The 20,674-nt window shown below is 71.2% G+C and carries 19 protein-coding genes; 7 read left to right on the top strand and 12 right to left on the bottom strand.

Going from position 1 to position 20,674, the window contains the following annotated elements:
• Positions 1 to 129: 129 nt before the first annotated feature.
• A complete protein-coding gene (locus ACIA8L_RS13595; protein ID WP_395904219.1) occupies positions 130 to 627 on the bottom strand; it encodes a tyrosinase family protein in 498 nt (165 codons plus the stop codon).
• Between the two features lie 8 nt (positions 628 to 635).
• On the opposite strand from ACIA8L_RS13595, the gene ACIA8L_RS13600 reads away from it, so the two are divergent.
• Positions 636 to 1,331, top strand: a complete 696-nt coding sequence (locus ACIA8L_RS13600) for a hypothetical protein (protein WP_395903948.1) — start codon at positions 636 to 638, stop codon at positions 1,329 to 1,331.
• Positions 1,332 to 1,450: 119 nt separating this feature from the next.
• On the opposite strand, the gene ACIA8L_RS13605 is transcribed toward ACIA8L_RS13600, so the two are convergent.
• From ACIA8L_RS13605 to ACIA8L_RS13615, 3 genes are read right to left on the bottom strand one after another with little or no spacing between them, the layout of a single operon-like run.
• Positions 1,451 to 1,966, bottom strand: a complete 516-nt coding sequence (locus ACIA8L_RS13605; protein WP_395903950.1) for a GAF domain-containing protein — start codon at positions 1,964 to 1,966, stop codon at positions 1,451 to 1,453.
• A gap of 9 nt (positions 1,967 to 1,975) precedes the next feature.
• A complete protein-coding gene (locus ACIA8L_RS13610) occupies positions 1,976 to 2,311 on the bottom strand; it encodes a hypothetical protein (RefSeq protein ID WP_395903952.1) in 336 nt (111 codons plus the stop codon).
• Between the two features lie 39 nt (positions 2,312 to 2,350).
• The gene (locus tag ACIA8L_RS13615) at positions 2,351 to 3,919 is read right to left on the bottom strand and encodes a methyl-accepting chemotaxis protein (RefSeq protein ID WP_395903954.1); all 1,569 of its coding nucleotides are present in this window, start codon (positions 3,917 to 3,919) and stop codon (positions 2,351 to 2,353) included.
• 259 nt (positions 3,920 to 4,178) lie between these two features.
• On the opposite strand from ACIA8L_RS13615, the gene ACIA8L_RS13620 reads away from it, so the two are divergent.
• The 4 genes from ACIA8L_RS13620 to infA all read left to right on the top strand — a co-directional run bounded on the left by ACIA8L_RS13620 (position 4,179) and on the right by infA (position 6,750).
• Positions 4,179 to 4,910: a class I SAM-dependent methyltransferase gene (locus ACIA8L_RS13620; protein WP_395903956.1), complete on the top strand. Its 732-nt coding sequence runs from the start codon at positions 4,179 to 4,181 to the stop codon at positions 4,908 to 4,910.
• 72 nt (positions 4,911 to 4,982) lie between these two features.
• Entirely contained in the window at positions 4,983 to 5,456 is a 474-nt protein-coding gene (locus ACIA8L_RS13625; protein ID WP_395903958.1) for a YcxB family protein, read from the top strand.
• Positions 5,457 to 5,791: 335 nt separating this feature from the next.
• Positions 5,792 to 6,526, top strand: a complete 735-nt coding sequence (locus ACIA8L_RS13630) for a GNAT family N-acetyltransferase (RefSeq protein WP_395903959.1) — start codon at positions 5,792 to 5,794, stop codon at positions 6,524 to 6,526.
• On the top strand, positions 6,526 to 6,750 hold the full coding sequence (gene infA / locus ACIA8L_RS13635; protein ID WP_395903961.1) for a translation initiation factor IF-1: 225 nt from the start codon (positions 6,526 to 6,528) through the stop codon (positions 6,748 to 6,750). The genes ACIA8L_RS13630 and infA overlap by 1 nt, the downstream gene beginning before the upstream one ends.
• Positions 6,751 to 6,786: 36 nt before the next feature.
• Here the strand turns inward: infA and ACIA8L_RS13640 are convergent, their stop codons facing one another.
• Positions 6,787 to 7,533 carry a hypothetical protein gene (locus ACIA8L_RS13640; protein WP_395903963.1) on the bottom strand — a complete coding sequence of 249 codons (747 nt, stop codon included), beginning with the start codon at positions 7,531 to 7,533 and terminating at the stop codon, positions 6,787 to 6,789.
• Positions 7,534 to 7,866: 333 nt separating this feature from the next.
• Between ACIA8L_RS13640 and ACIA8L_RS13645 the strand changes: the two genes are divergently transcribed.
• A complete protein-coding gene (locus tag ACIA8L_RS13645; protein WP_395903965.1) occupies positions 7,867 to 10,338 on the top strand; it encodes a phosphoenolpyruvate synthase in 2,472 nt (823 codons plus the stop codon).
• Between the two features lie 3 nt (positions 10,339 to 10,341).
• On the opposite strand, the gene ACIA8L_RS13650 is transcribed toward ACIA8L_RS13645, so the two are convergent.
• From ACIA8L_RS13650 to ACIA8L_RS13665, 4 genes are read right to left on the bottom strand one after another with little or no spacing between them, the layout of a single operon-like run.
• Complete coding sequence (locus tag ACIA8L_RS13650; protein ID WP_395903967.1) at positions 10,342 to 12,630, bottom strand: TIM-barrel domain-containing protein; 2,289 nt, start codon at positions 12,628 to 12,630, stop codon at positions 10,342 to 10,344.
• On the bottom strand, positions 12,630 to 13,478 hold the full coding sequence (locus ACIA8L_RS13655) for a sugar ABC transporter permease (protein WP_395903969.1): 849 nt from the start codon (positions 13,476 to 13,478) through the stop codon (positions 12,630 to 12,632). Before ACIA8L_RS13655 ends, ACIA8L_RS13650 begins: the two co-directional genes overlap by 1 nt.
• Positions 13,479 to 13,480: 2 nt before the next feature.
• Positions 13,481 to 14,986 carry an ABC transporter permease subunit gene (locus tag ACIA8L_RS13660; RefSeq protein WP_395903971.1) on the bottom strand — a complete coding sequence of 502 codons (1,506 nt, stop codon included), beginning with the start codon at positions 14,984 to 14,986 and terminating at the stop codon, positions 13,481 to 13,483.
• A complete protein-coding gene (locus ACIA8L_RS13665; protein WP_395903973.1) occupies positions 14,983 to 16,263 on the bottom strand; it encodes an extracellular solute-binding protein in 1,281 nt (426 codons plus the stop codon). The genes ACIA8L_RS13660 and ACIA8L_RS13665 overlap by 4 nt, the downstream gene beginning before the upstream one ends.
• A 129-nt stretch (positions 16,264 to 16,392) precedes the next feature.
• On the opposite strand from ACIA8L_RS13665, the gene ACIA8L_RS13670 reads away from it, so the two are divergent.
• Positions 16,393 to 17,400, top strand: coding sequence for a LacI family DNA-binding transcriptional regulator (locus ACIA8L_RS13670; RefSeq protein WP_395903975.1), 1,008 nt, complete (start codon positions 16,393 to 16,395; stop codon positions 17,398 to 17,400).
• A gap of 7 nt (positions 17,401 to 17,407) precedes the next feature.
• Here the strand turns inward: ACIA8L_RS13670 and ACIA8L_RS13675 are convergent, their stop codons facing one another.
• From ACIA8L_RS13675 to ACIA8L_RS13685, 3 genes are all read right to left on the bottom strand, one after another.
• A complete protein-coding gene (locus ACIA8L_RS13675; RefSeq protein ID WP_395903977.1) occupies positions 17,408 to 18,154 on the bottom strand; it encodes a GNAT family N-acetyltransferase in 747 nt (248 codons plus the stop codon).
• A gap of 197 nt (positions 18,155 to 18,351) precedes the next feature.
• Entirely contained in the window at positions 18,352 to 19,467 is a 1,116-nt protein-coding gene (locus tag ACIA8L_RS13680) for a GAF domain-containing protein (protein ID WP_395903979.1), read from the bottom strand.
• 117 nt (positions 19,468 to 19,584) lie between these two features.
• Positions 19,585 to 20,457 (bottom strand): S1 family peptidase, encoded by an 873-nt coding sequence (locus ACIA8L_RS13685; RefSeq protein ID WP_395903981.1) that lies wholly within the window; start codon positions 20,455 to 20,457, stop codon positions 19,585 to 19,587.
• Between the last annotated feature and the right edge of the window lie 217 nt (positions 20,458 to 20,674).

The raw sequence follows: 20,674 nt of genomic DNA on the forward strand, positions 1-20,674 counted from the left end.
AGTCTCGACCCGGAAAACCCAGTTGCAAAGTTGAATCTAGAAATCGGTCCCTTTCATGGCAATAAATGCGCGATGCCCAGGCAGTGGCACGTGATGGTGTCCACAATACGATTTATCTGATCGCCGATGTCAATGCCGGAGAACGTGGAGCTCGGTGCGGTGCGTCCCCGTCCCGTTGCGCTTGATCGCGAAGACGTCCCGGTCGCGGCCGAGCGCAAACTGGAACTGGGCCCCAGGCGTGCGATGCAGCGCGGTCCTCGTCTGCCGGTCGAAGCACCCATAACCGCCGGCCGCCGACAGGATGTGCAGCTCGGTCGTCATCGAGCCGGTGTTCGACTTCTTGACGGCGAACACGTCGCGGTCGGCCGCCACCTCGAACTCGAACGTGTCGTCCGTCTCGTGCAGCGCGGTCCCGGTCTGCCAGCGGAAGCTTTGATACGGAGTCGCTTCCTGCCACGCCCAGTACAGCTCGTCCACGAACGCGTGCCAGCACCAGAAGTTCGCCGCGGCCGGGGAGACCTCGACCTTGGCCATCGCGCCGCCGACCGCGTAATGCACCTGTCCGTGCCAGGGGCTGACCGCGATTGCGTACTCGCTGGCCGTGCCGAAGTTGCGCGGGTTGAGCAGGTAGCCCGGTGCGGGCCGGTCCGGGTGCGATGCTGCCGGCGCGTGACTACGAGCGGATGCTCGACCTTGTCGTCGGCGCGATCACCGACGTCGACGAGGGCCGGTCGGCGTGGCCGCGGGTGGCCGCCGAGCTGACCGGCTCCGTCGACGCCACGCTGGCCGGTGTGTTCGACATCGGCCGGCCCGGCGCCGCCGCCCGCCGCCTGTCGGTGTGGCCCGCCTGGGTGGAAGGCGTCGCCATGAGCGAGCGCGAGTCGGCCGCGCACCCCCTGGTCCGCCACTATGGCCGGCTCGGGGAGCGGCGGACCCGGACCCTTCAGGACGTGCCGGACGACTGCGGCTGGCGCACGTCGCCCCGGTATGCGGCGGCCCGCGCGCAGCTCCGCGACGTCACCGAGTGCGTGGGTGTGCCGCTGTCCGTCGCGCGCGGCGGCTTCCGGTTCCTGATCCTCGGCCGCCCCGAGGCCCGCTTCACCGGCCGGCAGCAGGCGTACCTCACGCGGCTCCAGCCGGTGCTCACCCGGCTCGACGGGCACCTGGAGACGCTCCGGCGCTGGCGCGGCGAGCTACCCACGCAAGCGGCCGCCGACCTGGCCACCGCGCACCGGATCACACCGCGGGACAGGAGAACCTGCAGCGCAAACTGCACACCCACCGACCGGCTGAGCACCGTCCTGCGCGCCCAGCGGCTCGGCATCATCTGACCGGATCGCGGGGATCGTGTGTGGATGGCCGCGGCGCGCCGGCGGCCGCGAACCGGAGCTCAGGCGGCCGGAGCGTGGTGTCTTCATGGGCGTCGTCCCGGGTAGATCCGGGAGGCACCCTAGTGTGAGTAGTCGAGTTCGTATTCGCGAATGGTTTCGACGACCTCGTCGGCGGCGGCGGTGAGGGCGGCGATGTCGGCGTCGGTGAACGTGCGCGGCTCGTCGCTCATCACGCAGTGCGCGCCCAGGACGTGGCCGGACGGCAGGCGCAGCGGGATGCCCGCGTAGGCGCGGACCAGGCCCGCCTGCACGACCGGGTTGTCGGCGTGCCGCGGGTCGCGCTGCAGGTCCCCGGCGATGTACGGGGCGTCGTCGAGCACCACCTGCGGGCAGAACGCGAATTCGTTCGGGCCGCCGCCGGAGGTCATCAGGTCGTGCTCGCGGTCGGAGGCGGCGAGGGTGGCCGTGGCCGTGTTGAGGACCGCCTGCACGGCCGCGATCGGCACGCCCACCCGCTCGGCGCTGCGGCGGCAGATGGCCTGCAGCCGGTCGTGCAGGCGCGGATCGAACAGGTCGTAGGCGGCCAGGCCGCGCATCCGGTCCAGGTTGGCGATCTTCTCGCGGTGCCCGTTCATGAACGTGGGTTACCCCTGCTCAGCGCCGGGAACCGGGCCCGGCTGGTCGAGTTCGCGCTCGCGGGCCCGGATCAGGTCGTGGACCGCGGTCAGCCGGACGAACGTGGCCGCGCGGATCGCGAGGCTGCGGCCGCACAGGGCGGTCACCGGGTCGGCCGCCAGCATCGCGGCGACGAGGCGGTCCAGCGACTCGGGGTCGGTCTCGCGGCCGGAGAGCTGGGCCGTGCGCAGCAGGTCGGCCCACAGCGGCTCGGTGCCGGCGCCGTAGAGCCGGTGCAGGGAGTCGCGGGCCTCGGCCAGGTCGGGGCGGGACATCTCATAGGGCCCGGTGTGCACAACGGTCACTGCTGCCTCGCGGATTCGTGCGGGCCCTGAGGCCGGTGATCAGTAGGTGAACTTGGCGACCATGCCGTTGAGCCGGTCCGCCAGTCCGGACAGGTCATCGGCGGCGCCCTGGCTGGAGCGAGCCGAAGTCGACGTGGCCGAGGTCACCTGGGCCACGGCCGAGAAGTTCGCCTGCACCTCCCCGGCGCCGCGGGCGGCGTCGTTGATCGAGCGCGTCATCTCGTTCGTCGTCGCGGACTGCTCCTCGACGGCGGCGGCGATCGTGTGGCTGAACTCGGTCAGCTGCCCGATCACCTCCTCGATGCGCTGCATCGCCGCACTGGCGCCGTCGCTGCCGGCCTGGATCGCACCGATCCGCTTCGTGATGTCCTCGGTGGCCCGGGCCGTCTCCTGGGCCAGGTCCTTGACCTCGCTCGCCACGACCGCGAACCCCTTGCCGGCGTCACCGGCGCGGGCCGCCTCGATGGTGGCGTTGAGCGCGAGCAGGTTGGTCTGCTCCGCGATCGAGGTGATCAGCCGGACGACCTCGCCGATCTCGGCGCTGGACTGGCCGAGCGTGGTCAGCTGCCCGGTGGCGGTGCGGGCGATGTCCAGCGACTGGTTGGCGACGTCCGCGGCCCGGGACGAGGTGGTGGCGATCTCCTGGATCGACGCGGTCATCTCCTCGGCGCCGGCCGCGACCGACTGGATGTTCACGTGGACCTCGTCGGCGGCGTGCGCGGCCGACGTCGCCTTGCCCGAGGCCTCGTCCGCGCCCAGGTTCAGGTCGCCGCTGACCTTCGACAGGTGTTCCGCGGCACCGGAGAGCGTGCCGGCGGTACCCGCCAAGTCTCGAATGGTGGCCCGGACCGACTCCATCGCCGTGTCGAGGTCGCGGCCCATCTGGCCGAACTCGTCATTGCTGGTCAGGTGGGTCGACGCGGTCAGGTTCCCGCCGGCCAGCGCCGTGATCGTGGCGCGCACCCGGTTGACCCGGCGGCTCGTCTGCCGCGTGATCATCGTTCCGGCCGCCGTCATCCCCACGAGCAGGACGACCACACCGATGATGATCGACGTCTTCGTGCGCGTCTCGGCGCTGCTGGCGGCGGCCGCGCGCACGGACAGCAGGCCGGCCTCCTCGTCGTACATCGCCGTGGTCAGCGTGCGGATCTGGTCCATCACGGCCTTGCCGGCGTTGGTCAGCACGACCTTCTGCGCGGCCTCGAAGCCCTGGGCCCGGCGCAGGTCGATAGTCTGTTTCAGTTCGTCCAGCTTCGATGTGACGAGCGGGGCGAGCTGGTCGAGGCGCTGCTGCTGCTTGGCGTTGTCGGCGGTGAGCGAGCGCAGCTTGGCCTGCTCCGCCCGCAAATCCGTCAATGCCTGCGTGTATGGCGCCAGGTAGGCGTCCTCGCCGGTGATGAGGTAGCCGCGCTGCCCCGTCTCGGCGTCCTTGAGGCTGGAGTTGAGCGCGTCCAGGCGCCCGAGCACCTCGTATGTGTGCTGCACCTTGCCGGTGTTCGACACGAGCGAGTCGACCGACAGGTAGGCGACGGTGCACACGGCCCCGAAGACCAGGGCGATGCCGACAAAGATCAGCATCAGCTTGCGGCCGATGGTCATGCTCGTCATGTACGGCTTTTCGGACTGTCGGGCATTTGGCTGAGACAAACTCCCGAACCGCTCTCAACCAAAACACACCCGACAACAACGGGGTGCCGCTGCTACGCTGCCCCCGCCACTTCGTCCTGGAGGATGCCATGGCTGCCCCGGGCCCAGTCCCGGGTCACCCCTGACCGCCCGCGCGCAGACCTGCGCACCGGCGCGGCCCTCCGGTGTGCCCGGGAAACGATGCGTTCGCAATCGCTTCCTTCGAAAGGGCAACAAGCAGATGTCTTGGTACTCCCAGTTCTTCACCGAGCTCCCCAACGAGTTCTGGCGCCGGGCCGCCACACCCGAGATGACCGCGGCCGACGTCGACTTCGTCGAGGGCCAGCTGCGACTCACCCCCGGCGCCCGGGTGCTCGACGTCCCGTGCGGCAGCGGCCGGCACAGCATCGCGCTGGCCGGGCGCGGCTACCGGGTCACCGGCGTCGACATCTCCGCGGAGGCGATCGGGCACGCCCGCACGCTCACCACGGACGTCGAGTGGCACCTCGGCGACATGCGGCAGCTGCCCGGCGACGGCGGGTACGACGCCGCCGTCTGCCTCGGCAACAGCTTCGGCTACCTCGGCCCGGCCGGCACCCGCGAGTTCGTGGCCGCGCTGCACCGGGCGGTCCGTCCGGGCGGCGGTCTCGTCGTGGACTTCAGCGCGACCGCGGAGTCGGTCCTGCCCGGCTGGACCGGCGCCGACCGGGTCATGCACACCGGCGACATCACGGTCGAGGCGAGCACCGAATACGACCCGGTGGCCAGCCGCATGCTCAGCCACTACCGCTTCATCCGCGGCGCCGAGGTCCACGCGGCCACGGCGGTGCACCATGTGTATACGAGCGCGCAGGTCGGCGAGTTCCTGACGGACGGCGGCTTCGCCGAGGTCCGCCACTTCGCCGGCCCCGACGGTGCCCCGTTCACCCTGGGCACGCCCCGGCTGATGGTGACCGCCCGCCGCGCGGCGTAGCGAAACGGCGTGGCTCCCGGTGCACAACGCCGGGGGCCACGCCGCCCGGCCGCCAAAGATTAGGATGCGCCGATGCGAATCTCCGTGTGGGTGCCGTACGACGAGCGACGGCTGCGGCGCACACTGCAGTTCATCCTGCGGCCGCAGCTGCGACGCATCCGCGTCATGGGCGGGGTGCTGATCGTGCTCGGCCTCGCCGGGCTGGCCCTGGGCCCGTCGCCGGCCGTGCCCTCCGGGGTCGTGGTGCTCGGGCTGCTGTTCGTCTTCGCGGTCGGCCCCCTCACGGTGGCCCGTTCGGTGCGGCTGCAGTCCAACGTGATCCGGGACGGGTTCCACATGATGCTGGACGACGAGTGGGCGACCGTGAGCTACCCGCTCGCCGAATCCCGGTTCCGGTGGGCCGGCCTCGAACGCGTCATCGAGACGCCCGAGGTGTGGTACGCCATGTTCGGCAAGATGCAGGCGTTCACGATCCCGAAGGGTCCTATGACCGCCGAGCAGCGGGCCGAGTTCACCGCGTTCGTCGGCGGGCTGCGACCGGCCTGAACACCAACCCGTAAGGTTCGCGTTCGAGTTCGGGCAAGGTGAACCGCACGCCCGTACGCTCCTCCGACACCGCCCACAGCCGCCGCGCCGTATCCAGGTCCCGGGCGTTCGCGGCCGGCGGCACGCCGGCACTGCGACACAGGTAGTTGCCGATAATTGGGTGGACCTTGGGGCGGCCGCCGGGGTACTCTGCCCGTCGACCGTGGCAATGCCTGAGGGGGTGAGCACCGTGAACGTTGCGATGAAGTGGGTGCTCCCCATGTCCGTCACGGTCGGGCGACTGCGTTAGGTGCCGCCCGGGAGCGTCAGTCCGACCCTCCCGAAAGGTGACACCGATGAACTCACCAGTTATCAACCGCGTCGCCGAGTGGCAGTGGCATGCCCTCGACGACGATCTCGTGATCGGGCGTGGTGACGCCTCGCCCCGCCCCGACGGGCGGCTCTTCCTCAGCATCGACACCTGGCACGACGAGGTCTTCGACCAGCTCGCCGCGGCGATGCTGGCCGTCCTCCCGCGGCCCCTCTACACCGTCGTCGACGAGGCCGACCTGCAACTGCGCACGCGTTGGACGCAGGCGGGCCTGACCGCGCGCCGCCGCGAATGGGAGTACGTCCTGGCCGTGGGCGACGATCGGGCGGTACCGACGCCGGGTCTGTCGCTGTTGGCTCCCGGCTCGGCCGAGCTGGACCCGTTGCGTGATCTGGACCGTGCGATCCGGGCCGAGATCGAGGACACGATCGGCTGGGATCACATGCCCGCGGCGGTACTGTCCCGGCCGCTCGACCCGGCCAACTACTTCGTTGCCGCCGAGTCGGGCGAGTACGTCGGACTGGCGCGCCTGGCCCTGCTGCCGCGGCTCACCCGGGTCGGGCTGCTCGCCGTCCGGCGGGACCATCGCCGGCGCGGCATCGGCCGGGCCCTGCTGGCGGGGATTGTCGCCGCGACCCACGAGCGGGGCGTGGGGATGGTTACCGCCGAAGTACACGAGGCCAACACGGCCGCGATCGCGCTGTTCGAAGCGGCCGGCGCGGCCCGGCCGAGCAGCAACCTCGAGCTGGTGATCCGCTGATGCCCAAACCCACCGGCGGCATCCAGCTCGAGGGCACCGTGCTGGAGTGCCTGCGCGACGCCAAGTTCCGCGTCGAGCTCCCCAACGGCCACGTCGTCCTGGCCCACATCAGCGGTAAGATCCGCAAGAACTACATCAAGATCCTGCCGTTCGACCGGGTGCTGGTGGAGCTCAGCCAGTACGACCTGACCCGCGGCCGAATTCTGTTCCGGTACCGCAACTGAGTCCTGAGGACGGGGCCGGCACGCTGATGCCGGCCCCTAGTTGTCGGCGTTGAGCGCCTGGTACATCTCGTCCGGCATCGGCTTGGTCGCGTCGGCGGTCGGGGCGGTGACGTCGAGGGCCTGGCCGAACTGCTCGAACTCCAGGGACAGGCTGCCGCCGTCCGGGGAGTCGAGGGTCAGCTTGGTGAGGTGGCCCTCGGTGTCGAGGGTGACGGTTACCGGTACCGCCGCCGCCTGGTCCTGCTCTTCGATCAACGGACCTTTGAGCTTCTTCGGGTCCAGGGTCCCGGCCAGCTGCCCCGGCCCCGCCTCGTGCACCGCATTCGTGGCGGCGACAATGTCCCTGAGCTGCATGGGATTCTGCGGATCGACGACACTGATGAAGTCGTCGCCGGTGAGCTTAGCCGGGTCCGCCTTGAACCAGGACGCCGAGTCGGGGTTGATGTCCTCGAAGCCGCTCATCTTCACGTACAGCCCGCTGCCGTCGCGAAAGTAGTCGACCGCCAGCTCCGTCGAGAACGTGGCCTTCAGGTCGAGCACCCCGCCGGGCGGGTCGGCCACCCCGCTCAGCGCGCCGGCGGGCATGCCGGGCCCGCTGAGCTTGAACTGGAACGGCACCCGCAGGTTCGCCGCCACCGCCGCGTCCAACCGCCCGGCCGGGTCAAGCGAAGGACTGGGACTGGACCGCGGCACCGCACCGGTGTCCACCGTATCCTTGGCGTCCTCGGCCGCACACCCGCCGACCACCAGGCACACGGCCGCGAGCAGCCCGACGATCCTCATGCCCCCAACGTAACCGCGACCCCGCGGCGGCGGACGAAAACACCCGAACCGCGCCGACCGTTGCGGGAGAAGCCGTCCTCGTCGATGGCGAGATCACCCCCGTCGCGCGGGCCCTCCGACGGACGCGCAACACCGCGAACGAACGTTGATGCGCCACCGCGATCGGAAGTGGGTGCGGCACGGCGAACGGCAGTGTGAAAACACGAAAGGCAAGGAGAGAACATCTCCCTGCCACTTCTAACATATAGCAGGTCAGGGGGCTTGCCGCAAGGCCCGGGTGGCGTTGCAGAATCGGCGGCCGGACCGAAAAACGGACGAAGACACGGGAGTCACGTGAGCGAGCTATACGTGCTGGGTCTGGACGCGGTTGGTGCGGCTGACGTCGCGGCGGTCGGTGGCAAAGGAGCGAATCTCGGGGCGTTGCGGCACGTCGACGGGGTGCGGGTGCCCGACGGGTTCTGTGTCACCACGGACGCGTTTCGGCTGGCGGTGCGGGGTGTGCCGGCGATCGGGGAGCTGCTCGATCGGCTGGTGCGGGTGGAGCCCGATGATCGCGACGGCATTCGTGAGGTCAGTGCCGCGATCCGGCTGGCGATCGAAGGTGTCGCGCTGCCGGATGAGCTGGTGGCGGCGATCAGCGGCTCGGTCCGCGACGGCACGGCCTACGCGGTGCGCTCCAGTGCCACCGCCGAGGATCTGCCGACGGCGTCGTTCGCGGGGCAGCAGGATTCGTTCCTGCATGTCGTCGGGGCGGCGGGGGTACTGCAGCACGTCCGGCGATGCTGGGCCTCCCTGTTCACCGAGCGGGCGGTCGTCTACCGGCAGCGGCAGGGGATCGACCATCGGGCCGTGCGCATGGGCGTCGTCGTGCAGGAGATGGTCGCGGCCGAGGCGGCCGGCGTGCTGTTCACCGCCGATCCCGTCTCCGGCGACCGGACCGTGGCCGTGGTCGAGGCGGTCGCGGGGCTCGGGGAGGATCTGGTCGCGGGGCTGGTGACGCCGGACATCTTCAAGGTGCGCGACGGCGTCGTCATCGAGGGCGAAACCGATTCGCGAATAGTCGAGCTGGTGCGGATCGGGCGGCTCATCGAGGGGCACTTCGGCCGGCCGCAGGACATCGAGTGGTGCCGCGACCAGGACGGGCTGCAGATCGTGCAGAGCCGCGCCATCACCACGCTGTTCCCGATCCCGCAGACCGGGGACGGGGAGAACCACGTGTACCTCTCCGTCGGGCATCAGCAGATGATGACCGACGCGATGCGGCCGCTCGGGCTGTCGTTCTGGCAGATGACCACGCCGGCGCCGATGGCCGAGGCCGGTGGGCGGCTGTTCGTCGACGTCACCCAGCGGGTGGCCGACCCGGCGACCCGGGCCGCGCTCGTCGAGCTCATCGGCAAAGGCGACCCGCTGACCGGCGACGCGCTGCGGACCGTCCTCGACCGTGACGGTTTCATCAAGCCACTGCCCGCCGAGGGTACTCCCCCGCCGCTGCTCGGCGGCCCGACCGAACCGATCGCCACCGACCCGGCCATCGTCGCCGAGCTGATCGCAGCCACCGAGGCGTCCGTCGCCGCCGCCGCGAACGACATTCGCGAAAAGTCGGGGGTGGCGCTGCTCGACTTCATCCAGGCCGACCTGCAGGAGCTGCGGCGGATCCTGTTCGACCGGCGCGGCCACCGGGTGTTCATGTCGGCGATGGAGTCCACGTGGTGGCTCAACGAGCACATCGAGGCGCGGCTGGGCGAGAAGAACGCCGCCGACACCCTCACGCTGTCGGTGGACAACAACGTCACGTCGGAGATGGGCCTGGCGCTGCTCGACGTCGCCGACGTGGTCCGGGCCCACCCGGATGCGGTGCCGCTGCTGGAGAGCGCCGGGGACTCCTTGGCCGGGCTCCCCGAACCGGTGCGGGCGGCGATCGAGGCCTGGCTCGACCGATACGGCATGCGGTGCGCCGGCGAGATCGACATCACCCGGACCCGGTGGAGCGAGCGGCCGTCGCTGCTGATGCCGCTGCTGCTGAGCAACGTCCGCAACTTCGCGCCGGGTGAGCGCCACCGCCGCTTCGAGCAGGGCCGGCAGGCGGCCGCGGCGAAGGAGCGGGAGGTCCTCGATCGGCTGCGGGCGTTGCCGGACGGTGAGGCCGACGCCGCCGAGACGAAGGAGCACATCGACCGGGTCCGCACGTTCATCGGCTACCGCGAGTACCCGAAGTACGGCATGGTCAGCCGGTACTGGATCTACAAGCGGGCCCTGCTGGCGGAGGCCGGGCGGCTCACCACCGGCGGCGTCATCGGCGATCCGGAGGACATCTTCTTCCTGACCTTCGCCGAGCTCCGGGACGTCGTGCGCACCGGCCGCGCGGACGCGGACCTCGTCGCCGAGCGCAAAGCGGCGTTCCGGACCTACCAGGCGCTCACCCCGTCGCGGGTGCTCACGTCCGACGGGGAGGGCATCAACGGGGCGTACCGCCGCGCCGACCTGCCCGCCGGCGCCCTCGTCGGGCTGCCCGTGTCGGCCGGGACGGTCGAGGGCCGGGCCCGGGTCGTCCTGGACATGGCGGACGCGGTCATGGAGCCGGGCGACATCCTCGTCACCGCCTACACCGACCCGAGCTGGACGCCGCTGTTCGTCGCCATCGCCGGCCTGGTGACCGAGGTCGGCGGGGTGATGACGCACGGCGCGGTGGTCGCCCGCGAATACGGGCTGCCGGCCGTCGTCGGCGTGGTCGACGCCACCCGTCTCATCCCCGACGGCCGGCGCATCCGCGTCCACGGCACCGACGGCTACATCGAGCTGCTCTGACCCTCACGCCTGGGCGGTCAGGATCTCGGTGACGGCCGTCAGCAACGGCTCCTCCAGGTCGAGGGTCGGCAGGGTGGCCAGCCGCACCGCCAAGGGGGCGTCGGCCGTGGCCGCCTCGAGGACCCGGGTCTTCGTGCGGTACTCGATCTGAGCCCGGTTCAGCAGTGCGAACACCCGGCCCGCGACGTCGTTGCGGCGCAGTCGCGGGCCGGGCCCGAGCTCGATGCGCAGGGTCGCCGCGGCCGGGACGGCCTCGATAGTGATCGAGGTCCGGGTGTCGCCCTGACGAATATTCGCGAACACCACGCCTCCGTCCACGTTCGCCACCACCTCGGCGGCCGGAGCGTGGGCCAGGAGCGTGACGGTCCAGGTGCGCACCCAGTCGGACGGCCCGACCGTGAGGGTCCCGGAATCCTGCGCGAACGCTATTCGCACCGAACTTTCGTCCTCGACCAGCTCGAACTCGCCGTCGGCGCCCACGACCACGAGCAGCTCGACGTGTGCCGGGCGGACCGGGTCGTTCGCCGGGATCGCCGCGCCGTCCAGCGGGATGATCGCCCCCGCCGGGGCCAGGACCGGGATGGTGGTGAGGTCGCGGTGCAGATACAGCATGCGGCCGCCCGAATACACCAGGCCGGTGAACACGTCGACCCACACGCCGCCGGGCAGCCACGCCTTGACCCGGGCCAGCAACGTGCGGCGGTCGGCGGGCTCGGTGACCGCGGCGACCAGCAGCTCGGTGCCGAACTGATACTGGTGCGGCACCGCATAGGCCTCCTCCCGCCCGGGCTCGCGGTAGTACATGGGCAGGACCAGCGGCCGTCCCGCAGCGGCACCGTGGTTCATCGTGTGCAGGTACGGCACCAGGCGGTGGCGCAGCCGCAGGAACTCGGTCATCACCGCCCGGGCCGGGTCCGGGAACGCCCACGGCTCCTTCACCAGGAACGGGTTCTTCGCCGAGTGCAGCCGCAGGATCGGCGAGAACGTGCCCAGCTGCAGCCAGCGCGTGGCCAGCTCGTCGTCGCGGAGGCCGAAGAAGTGCCCGCCGATGTCGTGGCTCCACCAGCCGTAGCCGATGTTGGCCGCGGTCGCCGTGAAGTGCGGCTGGAACGCCAGGGACGCCCACGAGACGACGGTGTCGCCGGAGAACCCCACCGGATAGCGGTGGCTGCCGGGGCCCGCGTAGCGGGAGAAGGTGAGCCGGCCGTTGTCGAGGTAGTGGAAGTGATTGAGCATCCACAGTGGATCGATGCCGGCTGTTCGCGAATACGGGCCGGACTGCCAGTCGAGCCACCAGAAGTCGACGCCGTCCGCCTCCAGGCCCCGGTGCAGGACCTGGAAGTACGCCTCCAGGAACCGGCGGTCGGTGACGTCGAACGCGATCGGCTCCCCCGGCGCGGGATCACGGCCGAGGGCGGCGGCCATCGCCGGGTACGCCGCCTCGAACGACCGGACCCCGTCGGCCGGGTGGACGTTCAGCGAGACCCGCAGGCCGATGGCGTGCAGCCGGGCCAGGAACGCCGCCGGGTCGGGAAACAAGTGCCGGTTCCAGGTGTACCCCGTCCACCCGCTGCCGTGCGCGGGGTCGACGTCGACCAGGTGCCAGTCCATGTCCAGGACGCCGACGGAGAACGGGATCCCCTCGTCCCGGAACCGGTCCAGCAGCGCGAGGTACGACTCCTCGGTGTAGGCGTGGTGCCGGCTCCACCAGTTGCCCAGCGCCCACCGCGGCAGCGGCGGCACTGGGCCGGAGACGGCGTAGAAGGCCCGCAGCGCCTCCGTGTAGTCGTGGCCGTAGGCGAAGACGTAGAGGTCGGTGCGGCCGACGTTGTCCGCGGCGACCCAGCCGTCCTCGTCGAACAAAAACGATCCCCCGTCGTCGAGGACGGCGAAGCCGCTGCGGGCGATGACACCCGGCTCCAGCGGGACGGGGCCGTCGGCACCGTCCAGCGTCCTGGCTGTACCCCCGAGGCTCTCCGCTGTCTGCCCGTAACGCCAGACCGAATGGAATGCGGTCAGGCCGCCGCCCACGGCCAGGCTGAGGCCGCTGCTCGTGAACGGGCCGCGGTCGTAGGTCAGCCGGAACCGGGCCGTGACGATCTCCAGGTGGCCGCCGGACTCGAGGACGCGAAAGTCCGGGACCGGCAGGTTTCGTTCATTCGCGAATGTCGAGCGGCGGTCCTCGAAGCGGCCGTCCTCGGCGTATTCGAGGCGGACGAGGCCGTCGGTGAGAACCGTGATCCGGTAGTGCTCGCCGCTGACGACGGCGGCGGGGTCCGCGGCGCCGGCCATCACTTGACCGATCCGGCGGTGAGGCCGCCCAGGATGTACCGCTGCAGGAACTGGAACAGCAGCACCGCCGGCAGGGCCGTCATCAGCGCGCCGGCCGCGAAGACGCCGAGATTGTCCGACCGGTCGGCGGCGATGATGCCGAACAGGCCGACGGCGAGGGTCTTCGACTGCGAGTCGGTGAGGAAGACGGAGGCGAGCAGGAACTCGCCGATCGTGCTGACGAAGGCCAGGAGCCCGGTGACGGCCAGGATCGGCCGGGCCAGCGGCAGGATTATTCGGAACAGAATCGTGCCGCGGCCGGCCCCGTCGAGCAGCGCGGCCTCGTCGAGCTCGCGCGGGACCGTGTCGAAGTAGCCCTTGATCAGCCAGACCTGGGCGAGGGCGCCGCCCATCAGGACCAGGCTGTAGCCGGTGATGGTGTTCAGGCCGATCGCCGGTACGATCTCGCCGATCGCGGTGAACAGCGAGAACAGCGCGACCGCGGCCAGGAACTGCGGGAACATCTGGATCAGGAGCAGGCTGAGCTGGCCGATCCGGCGGCCGCGGAACCGGAACCGGGAGAACGCGTAGGCGGCCAGGGCGCTGCAGAACACCTGCACACCGGTCACCACGGCGCAGACGATCGCGGTGTTGAGCGCCCAGCGGGGGAACGGCCGGGCCGGGTCGGTGAACAGCGAATCGAAATTCGCGAAACTGAACCGGGTCGGGACGACACCGGTCGAGACGACCGTGCCGAGCGGGTTGAAGGCCGCGGACACGACGTAGAGCACGGGGATCACGGCGAACGCGACGGCCAGCAGCCCGCCGGCGTGGCGCCAGCCGACCTCCCGCCACCAGCGGAAACTCACGGTCAGTACACCTCCTCGAGGCTGCGGGTGGCCCGGAACTGCACGGCCGCCAGGACTGCGGTGATGACGAACAGCAGCGTCGCGATGGCGGACGCGAAGCCGAACCGGGCCCCGCCGGCGCCGAACGCGAGCCGGACCGTGTAGCTGATCAGGATGTCGGTCGCGCCGGCGTCCGGGTTGTCCGGTGTGAACGGGCCGCCGCCGGTCAGCAGCTCGACCACGTTGAAGTTGTTGAAGTTGAACGCGAACCCGGCCACCAGCAGCGGCGCCACCGCCACCAGGACGAGCGGGAACGTGATCCGGCGAAACGCGGTGAACCCGCCGGCGCCGTCGATGGTCGCGGCCTCGCGCACGTCGGCCGGGATCGCCTGCAGCGCGCCGGTGGCGACCAGGAATGTATACGGAAACCCGAGCCACAGGTTGAGCAGCAGCAGCGCCGCCTTCGCCCACAGCGGGTCGCCGAGCCAGTTGACGTGCAAGCCGGTCAGGTTGTTGATGAGGCCGAAGTCGCGGTTGAAGAACCCGGACCAGACCAGGATGCTGATGAACCCGGGGATCGCGTAGGGCAGCAGCAGGATCGAGCGGTACACCTTCTGGCCGCGCACCCTTCGATCGTTGAGCATGACCGCGATGGCGAGGCCGACGACGAAGGTCAATGCCACCGAGCCGGCCGCGAAGATCACCGTCCAGGCGAAGATGCGCAGGAAGCCGCCGAGGATCCGCTCGTCGGTGAACGCCCGCCGGTAGTTGTCCAGGCCGACGTCGGCCCGCCAGGACTGCTCGGCCAGCCGGTTGCCGGCGCCGTCGACGAAGTACTCGCGGTCGCCCTGGCGCTGGACGGTGTACCGCACGCCGGTGTCGGTGTTGACGATCGCGTCCGCGGCGGCGTCGTAGCGCAGCACGGTGTGCCCCTCGAACGCCTCCCGGAGCCCACGGCGGAGGATGGCACCGTCCTGTGTGGGCACGGCGATCGGCTCGGCCTCGTTCACCTGCTGCGGGGTGAGCATCGTGTAACCGGGCACCGCCGTGACGAACCCGTCGGCGATGGTGACCGCACGCGGCTCCAGCGGCCGCAGGCCGTCCTCGGTCCCCGTGAACGCGGCCATGGTCGCGCGGTCGACCAGGAAGTAGGTGAGCAGGTCACCGCGCTTGCCCACCGTGAGGTTGAACGTCGGCGAGTCCGGCGCGGGGACGACGGAGGTGCCGAGCAGCTGGGCGATGGTCTGCTCTTTCGTTGTGCGGGTACCGTCGCCGAAGTTCGTTGTCGACAGTTGCAACGTGGCGAGCACCGGCGTGACCGTGAACAGCACCAGCAGGAGGCAACCCGGCACCAGGTACTTGGCCACCAGGGCGCGGCGGGTCGCATAGGTGGCGAGGAGCACCGCGATGACGGCCCAGGCCGCGGCGAGGAAACCGTAGTGGCGGCCCGCCAGCAGGCTGGGGGTGAGCGCCACCGCGGTACCCGTCGCCGTGCCCAGGCCGAGCACCTTGAGGACGAGGACTGTCACTTGGCGTTGACGACGTTCTGGATCGTCTGCCCGGTCTTCTGCATCGTCGAGGCCGGGTCCGCGCCGCCGACGATCGCGGCGTAGGCCTGGCCCAGCGGCGGCCACACCCCGGACATGAACGGGAAGTCCGGCAGCGGCGTGGCATGCTTGGCCCCGGCGGCGAGCTTCGCCATGTCCGGGTCCTTGGCCGACACCGCGGTGAGGACGTCGGTGCGCACCGGCGGCCGCGGGTCCTGGGTGTACATGGCGGTCATGGCCTCGGGGGTGTTCATGGTCTTGGTGACGAACTCTTCCGCGAATGCCTTGTTCTTCGCCTTCGACATGGTCCAGAACGCCTGGACGCCGAGGAACGGGGCGGCCGGTTTGCCCCCGGCGAACGGCGGGATCGGCGTGATGTCGTAGGGCACGCCGGACTTGCGGATGTCGGCCAGGGCCCACGGGCCGGAGATCAGGTAGGCCGCTTTGCCGGCGGTGAACTGGGCGATGGCGTTGGTGCCGTCGACCGAGCGGGTCAGGACCTTCGCGCCGCTCTCGCCGAGGGCGGCGATCTTCTGGGCGGCCGCGATCGATTCGGCGGTACCGATGCCGACTCTGCTTGTGTCGTATTGGCCGTCGGCATTCAGGGCGAACAGTGAGCCGCCGGCGGACGTGAAGAACGGCTCCATGTGGTAGGCGTCGCCGTCCTGGCCGACCGGCAGGGAGAGGGCGCGTTCGACGGTGCCGGCCTTGACCGCGGCCTGGCCGGTCGTGACGAGGTCCTCGACGGTCGCGGGGGCGGCCGCGACGGCCTTGGTGTTGCGGTAGAGGACCAGGTTCTCCATGCCGTAGGGCAGGGCCCAGACCTGGCCGTTGCGGCTGACGCTGGCGACCGCGCTCGGCTCGTAGGCGGTGAGGTCGGCGGCCCGCAGCGACAGCGGCGTGACGGCGCCGTTCTGCAGCGCGCCGCCGAGGAAGTCGTTCGGCAGGGTCAGGATGTCGGGGCCGTTGCCGGCGGCGTTGGCGGTGATGGCGGTGGCGGCGAGGTCGGCCGCGATGATCTGGACGGCGACGGTGATGCCGTTCTTGCGGCCGAACTCCTCGGCGATCGGCTTGACGGCCCGGCTGGCGATGTCGGAGGTCCAGATCACCAGGTCGGCGTTGGCGCGTACGGGTTTCTGGGACGCTGTCGCACTCGGTTCGGCGGAGGGTTCGGCGTTTGAGCACGCCGCGGTGGACAGCAGGGCGGCCGCCGCGACCACGGCCAGGAGGATGTCGCGGCGTCTGTGAGGCGGGTTCATCGAGCCTCCACGGGGTGTGGACGTAAGCGCTTACGTTCGCGCTGTCGCGGCAAGCGTGAAGCACGCCCTGGTGCTTGTCAATGCTCTGGAGGTGTTTGCGCAAGCGCTTACGTGATCTACGGTGTGAGCGTGGCGTTGAACATGGCCGACCTGGCGGAGCGCGCGGGCGTCTCCATCGCGACGGTGTCGCGGGCGTTGAGCGGCGCGCCCGGCGTGTCGGAGGAGACCCGGCGGCGGATCAAGAGCCTGGCCGAGGACCTGTCCTACACGGTCTCCCCGGACGCCGCCCGGCTCGCCCGGGGCTCCAACGGCCGCGTCGCGGTCGTGACCCCGGACGTCGCACACTGGTTCTACGCGGCCATGCTCGACGGGATCGTCACCAGCCTGCGCGGCACCGACCTCGACGTGCTGCTCTACGAGGTCAAGGAGGAGCGCGAGCGGCGCCGCTTCTTCGAGGAGCTCCCGGCCCGCCGCCAGGTCGACGCCCTCATCCTCATCGCGCTGCCGATCAGCGACGACGAGCGCCGCCGCCTTGACCTCATGGGCGTCACGGTCGTCATGGCCGGCGGCACCCTGGCCGACCACCCCCACGTCCGCATCGACGACGTCGCCGCCGGCCGCCAGGCCACGACCCAGCTCATCCGGGCCGGCCACGAGCGGATCGCGATGATCAACTCGCACGGCACGTGGAGCCTCGAATACGCGGCCCCGAGCGCCCGCCTGCGCGGCTTCACGTCCGCGCTGGAGGAGGCCGGCCTCGCCCTGCCGCCGCAGTACGTGGTGCACAAGCGCTGGGGCAGCCACGGCGGCGTCGAGGGCATGAACGAACTGCTGAGCCTGCCGTCGCCGCCGACGGGCGTGGTGACGTTCTCCGACGAGGTCGCGTTCGGCGCGCTGCGGACACTGCGCCGGGCCGGGGTGCCGATCCCGCACACCATGTCTGTCGTCGGCATCGACGACCACCACCTGGCCGACATGTTCGACCTGAGCACCGTGCACCAGCCGGTGACGCGGCAGGGGGTGGCGGCCGGCGAGCTGGCCCGCTCGATCCTGCAGGACGGCGACGCCGAGACCCGGCACGTGACCCTGCCGACCCGGGTGGTGGCCCGCGGCACCACGGCGCCACCACCCGGTTGAGCCGCGGTCAGGATCTGGCGATGTAGAGGCGCTGCCCGGCCGGCCGGAAGCCGACCCGTTCATAGACCCGCCACGAGTCGTCGCCGCCGGCCTCGAGCCACGCCACCTCGACACCGGCCGCGAACAGCCGCTCGGTGAGTGCGGCCGTGATCGCCCCGGCCAGGCCCTGGCGGCGGTGGGCGGCGGCGACCGCGATGCCGCCGATCTCGCAGATGCCGTCGCTGGGCACGACGGTGCCGCCACCGCCGGCGTACTGCCCGTCGGTGGTGCGGGCGCCCACGAACACCGCGCCCCGTTCTCGGACTCGGCGCTGCCGGTCGATGTCGGCCGGCCCCGCCTCGCCCGGGGAGCCGAACGCCTCGTTCTGCACGGCGATCACGCCGGCGATCTCGGCGTCGGTCTGCGGGGTGAACAGTTCGAAGCCGGCCGGGACGGGCTGGGCCACGGACGTGGCCGGTGTGCAGACGAGGTACTCGTTGCGGGCCTCGACCGCGAACCCGGCGTCGAGCAGCAGGCTTTCGAGCTGGGGGGCGCAGGTGGTGACGTACTCGAGCCGCGGCGGGCGGCCGGCGAACGCCGTGACCAGGTCGGCGACGTCGGCCGCGGTGATGTCGGCGCCGGGGAGCGGCGTCGCGTAGTTGATGTGCGGACTGTCGGTGCCGCGATCCAGCCCGACGATGAACGGGCCGGACTCGACCGCGTCCGGGCGGGTGTGCAGGTTGGCGATGACGGCGCGCTGAATGCGCAGACCCATGGTGAGAAAACCCTTTCGAGGGCTCGGGAAAGGAGGAAGCGACTGCGGGCAGGCGTCAGCGGCAGAGGCCGCTGGGGACCGCGGGGATCACAGGCTTCACGCTTTCGAGCACTCGGGGGCGCGTTGGTGCGCTCACCGGCAATCTATCAGACGGCGGCGCCCGTCCCCGTTGTCGTCACCAGGGGCCCGAAAGTGCGCTAATACGCGTCGCGGAGCAGCTCGGGCAGGACCGGCGGCCCGAACAGGCGGCCCTGGCCTCGCTGCACGCCCAGACCCGGCAGCGCCTCGGCGTCGGCCTCCGTGTCGACGCCGGCGGCGACCAGTCGCGGGCGGACCGGACCCTCGTCGATCAGCGGGCCGCCGCCGGCCGCGGCCGGCGTCTCCAGCTTGACCAGCTCCGGCTGGAGGGCACCGAGCGCGACCGGCCCGGCCGAGCGCACCGTCAGGCGCAGCCCGGCCGCGCGCAGCGGTTCGAGCGCGTGCGCGAGCGCCTCGGGGTCGTCGGTCAGCTCGTCGGCCGCGCACTCCAGGACGATCCGGCCCAGCGGCAGCGCGGCGAGCTCGCGGACATACGGCCGGTGCAGCAGCGTCGCCGCCGCCACCGGCAGCGCGAGGTACCCCGACGTGCGGGGCAGGGCGGCGGCGGCCCGGTGCAGGGTGTGCAGCGCGATCCGGTCCTGCTCGCCGACGTCCCGGGCGGCCGCCAGCAGCGCCTCCAGGGGCTCGGGCCGGTCGCCGTCGAGGGCGGCCGCGCAGGCGCCGATCCGCCGGCGGCTGGCCAGGTGCACGACCGGCTCGAGCAGGAGCCGGGCGTCCTCGCCGGTGGCGGCGTCGATCCGGGCCCGCAGCGCGTCACCGGCCTGCCGGGCCCGGGCACCCGGCTCGATGATCTCGTCGGCCAGCTCGCGCATCAGCCGCTCGTGCTCCGGGCCGAGGTGGGTCGCGGGGCGGAAGCCGGCCGCGCACAGGGTGCCGTAGAACGTGCCGTCGGCGAGGTTGATCGGGACCGAGACGAACGCCCGCAGGTGCATCCGGCGCACGGCCGGCAGCGCCATCGCCTCCGGGAAGGCCCGCAGGTCGGGCATGAGCGCGGGCAGCCGCCCGGCCAGGATGGCCCGGCAGATCGTGGTCTCGTCGGGGAAGGCGAGGCGGTTGTCGCGCAGCAGGGGCGGCAGGCGGGGCTCGACCACCTCGATGTGCTGGGTGGTGCCGTCCATCCGCGTGATGAAGGCCAGGCTGACGCCCAGCGTCCTGCGCACCCGCCGCAGCAGCAGCGCGACCCGCGCGGCCGGCTCGTCCCGAATTCCCAGCACCGTGATCCTCGTCCGCCTGCCAGTTCCCCTGCACCCAGCGTAGCGGTTTCGGTACTGTGAGCGACCAGTCAGGGGCGGCACCCCGCTCGCGAGATGCCGCCGCCTGGACAAAGCGGATCAGTAGATGGTCACACCGTAGGCGTTGGCCGCCTCGCGGACCGGCTGGAAGAACGTCGTGCCACCGGAGGAGCAGTTGCCGCTGCCGCCGGAGGTGAGCCCGAGCGCCTTCGTGCCGTCGTACAGCGGGCCGCCCGAGTCGCCGCCCTCGGCGCAGACGGTCGTCTGGATCAGGCCGCTGACGGTACCGCCGGGGCTGCCGGAGTAGCGCACCGTCGCGTTGAGCGCGGTGACCCGCCCGGTGTGCGTGCCCGTCGTCGACCCGCGCCGGGTGACGTTCTCACCGACGAAGGCGTCGGCGACGGTGAAGCCGCCCGGATGGCTCAGCGCCGTGTTCTGGTAGCGCACGATCGCGTAGTCGTTGCCGGGGAAGCTGGCCCCGGTCACCGGCCCGATCAGCGTCGAGTGGCTCGAGTTCGTGTACCACGTGCTCGCCGACACGCCGCAGTGCCCGGCGGTCAGGAAGTAGTACGTGCTGCCGCTGCGCACGTTGAACCCGAGCGAGCAGCGGTACTGTCCGCCGTAGATGGCGTCACCGGCGGACAGCAGCGGACTGAACGTGCCGGCGGCCCGCTCGATCCGCAGCGCCCGCGTGTTGGCCTTGGCCGCGTGCTGCAGCGTGGCGAGTTCGGCGCCGGAAACGCTGCTGTCGGCGGTGACGACGACCTGCCCGGAGGCGGCGTCGGTGTACCAGGCGATACCGTCGACGCCCGAGAGGTCCACGGCGTCGCTGACGGCGGAGAGTGCCGCTGGCCCGGCGACCGGGGCGGCCGAGGCCACACCCGTCGACGACACGAACACACCGGCGGCGACGGCGGCCGCCGCGACGATACCGGCGAGCCGGCGATGACGGAGGTTGGGCGAGTTGCTCATTGGCGTCTCCTTGCGGGGGTCTCCTTGTGGGGATCTCCTCGTGGGGGTCGATGACCGAGACTGGGGTACGCCGAGCCTCATCCATCGGCGCTCATAAATCAATAGAACCGGGGAAGTCGGCACGAAGTCTGTGAATCCGGACATGATCGCGAATTCGCCACACCATCGGACGGCCGGCCGCGGCGACCACTGATGCACCGTGCACCCTCGCCGCGAT

Origin of the sequence: Dactylosporangium sp. NPDC051541, from assembly GCF_044454505.1 — a bacterium.
Taxonomy (GTDB): Bacteria; Actinomycetota; Actinomycetes; order Mycobacteriales; family Micromonosporaceae; genus Dactylosporangium.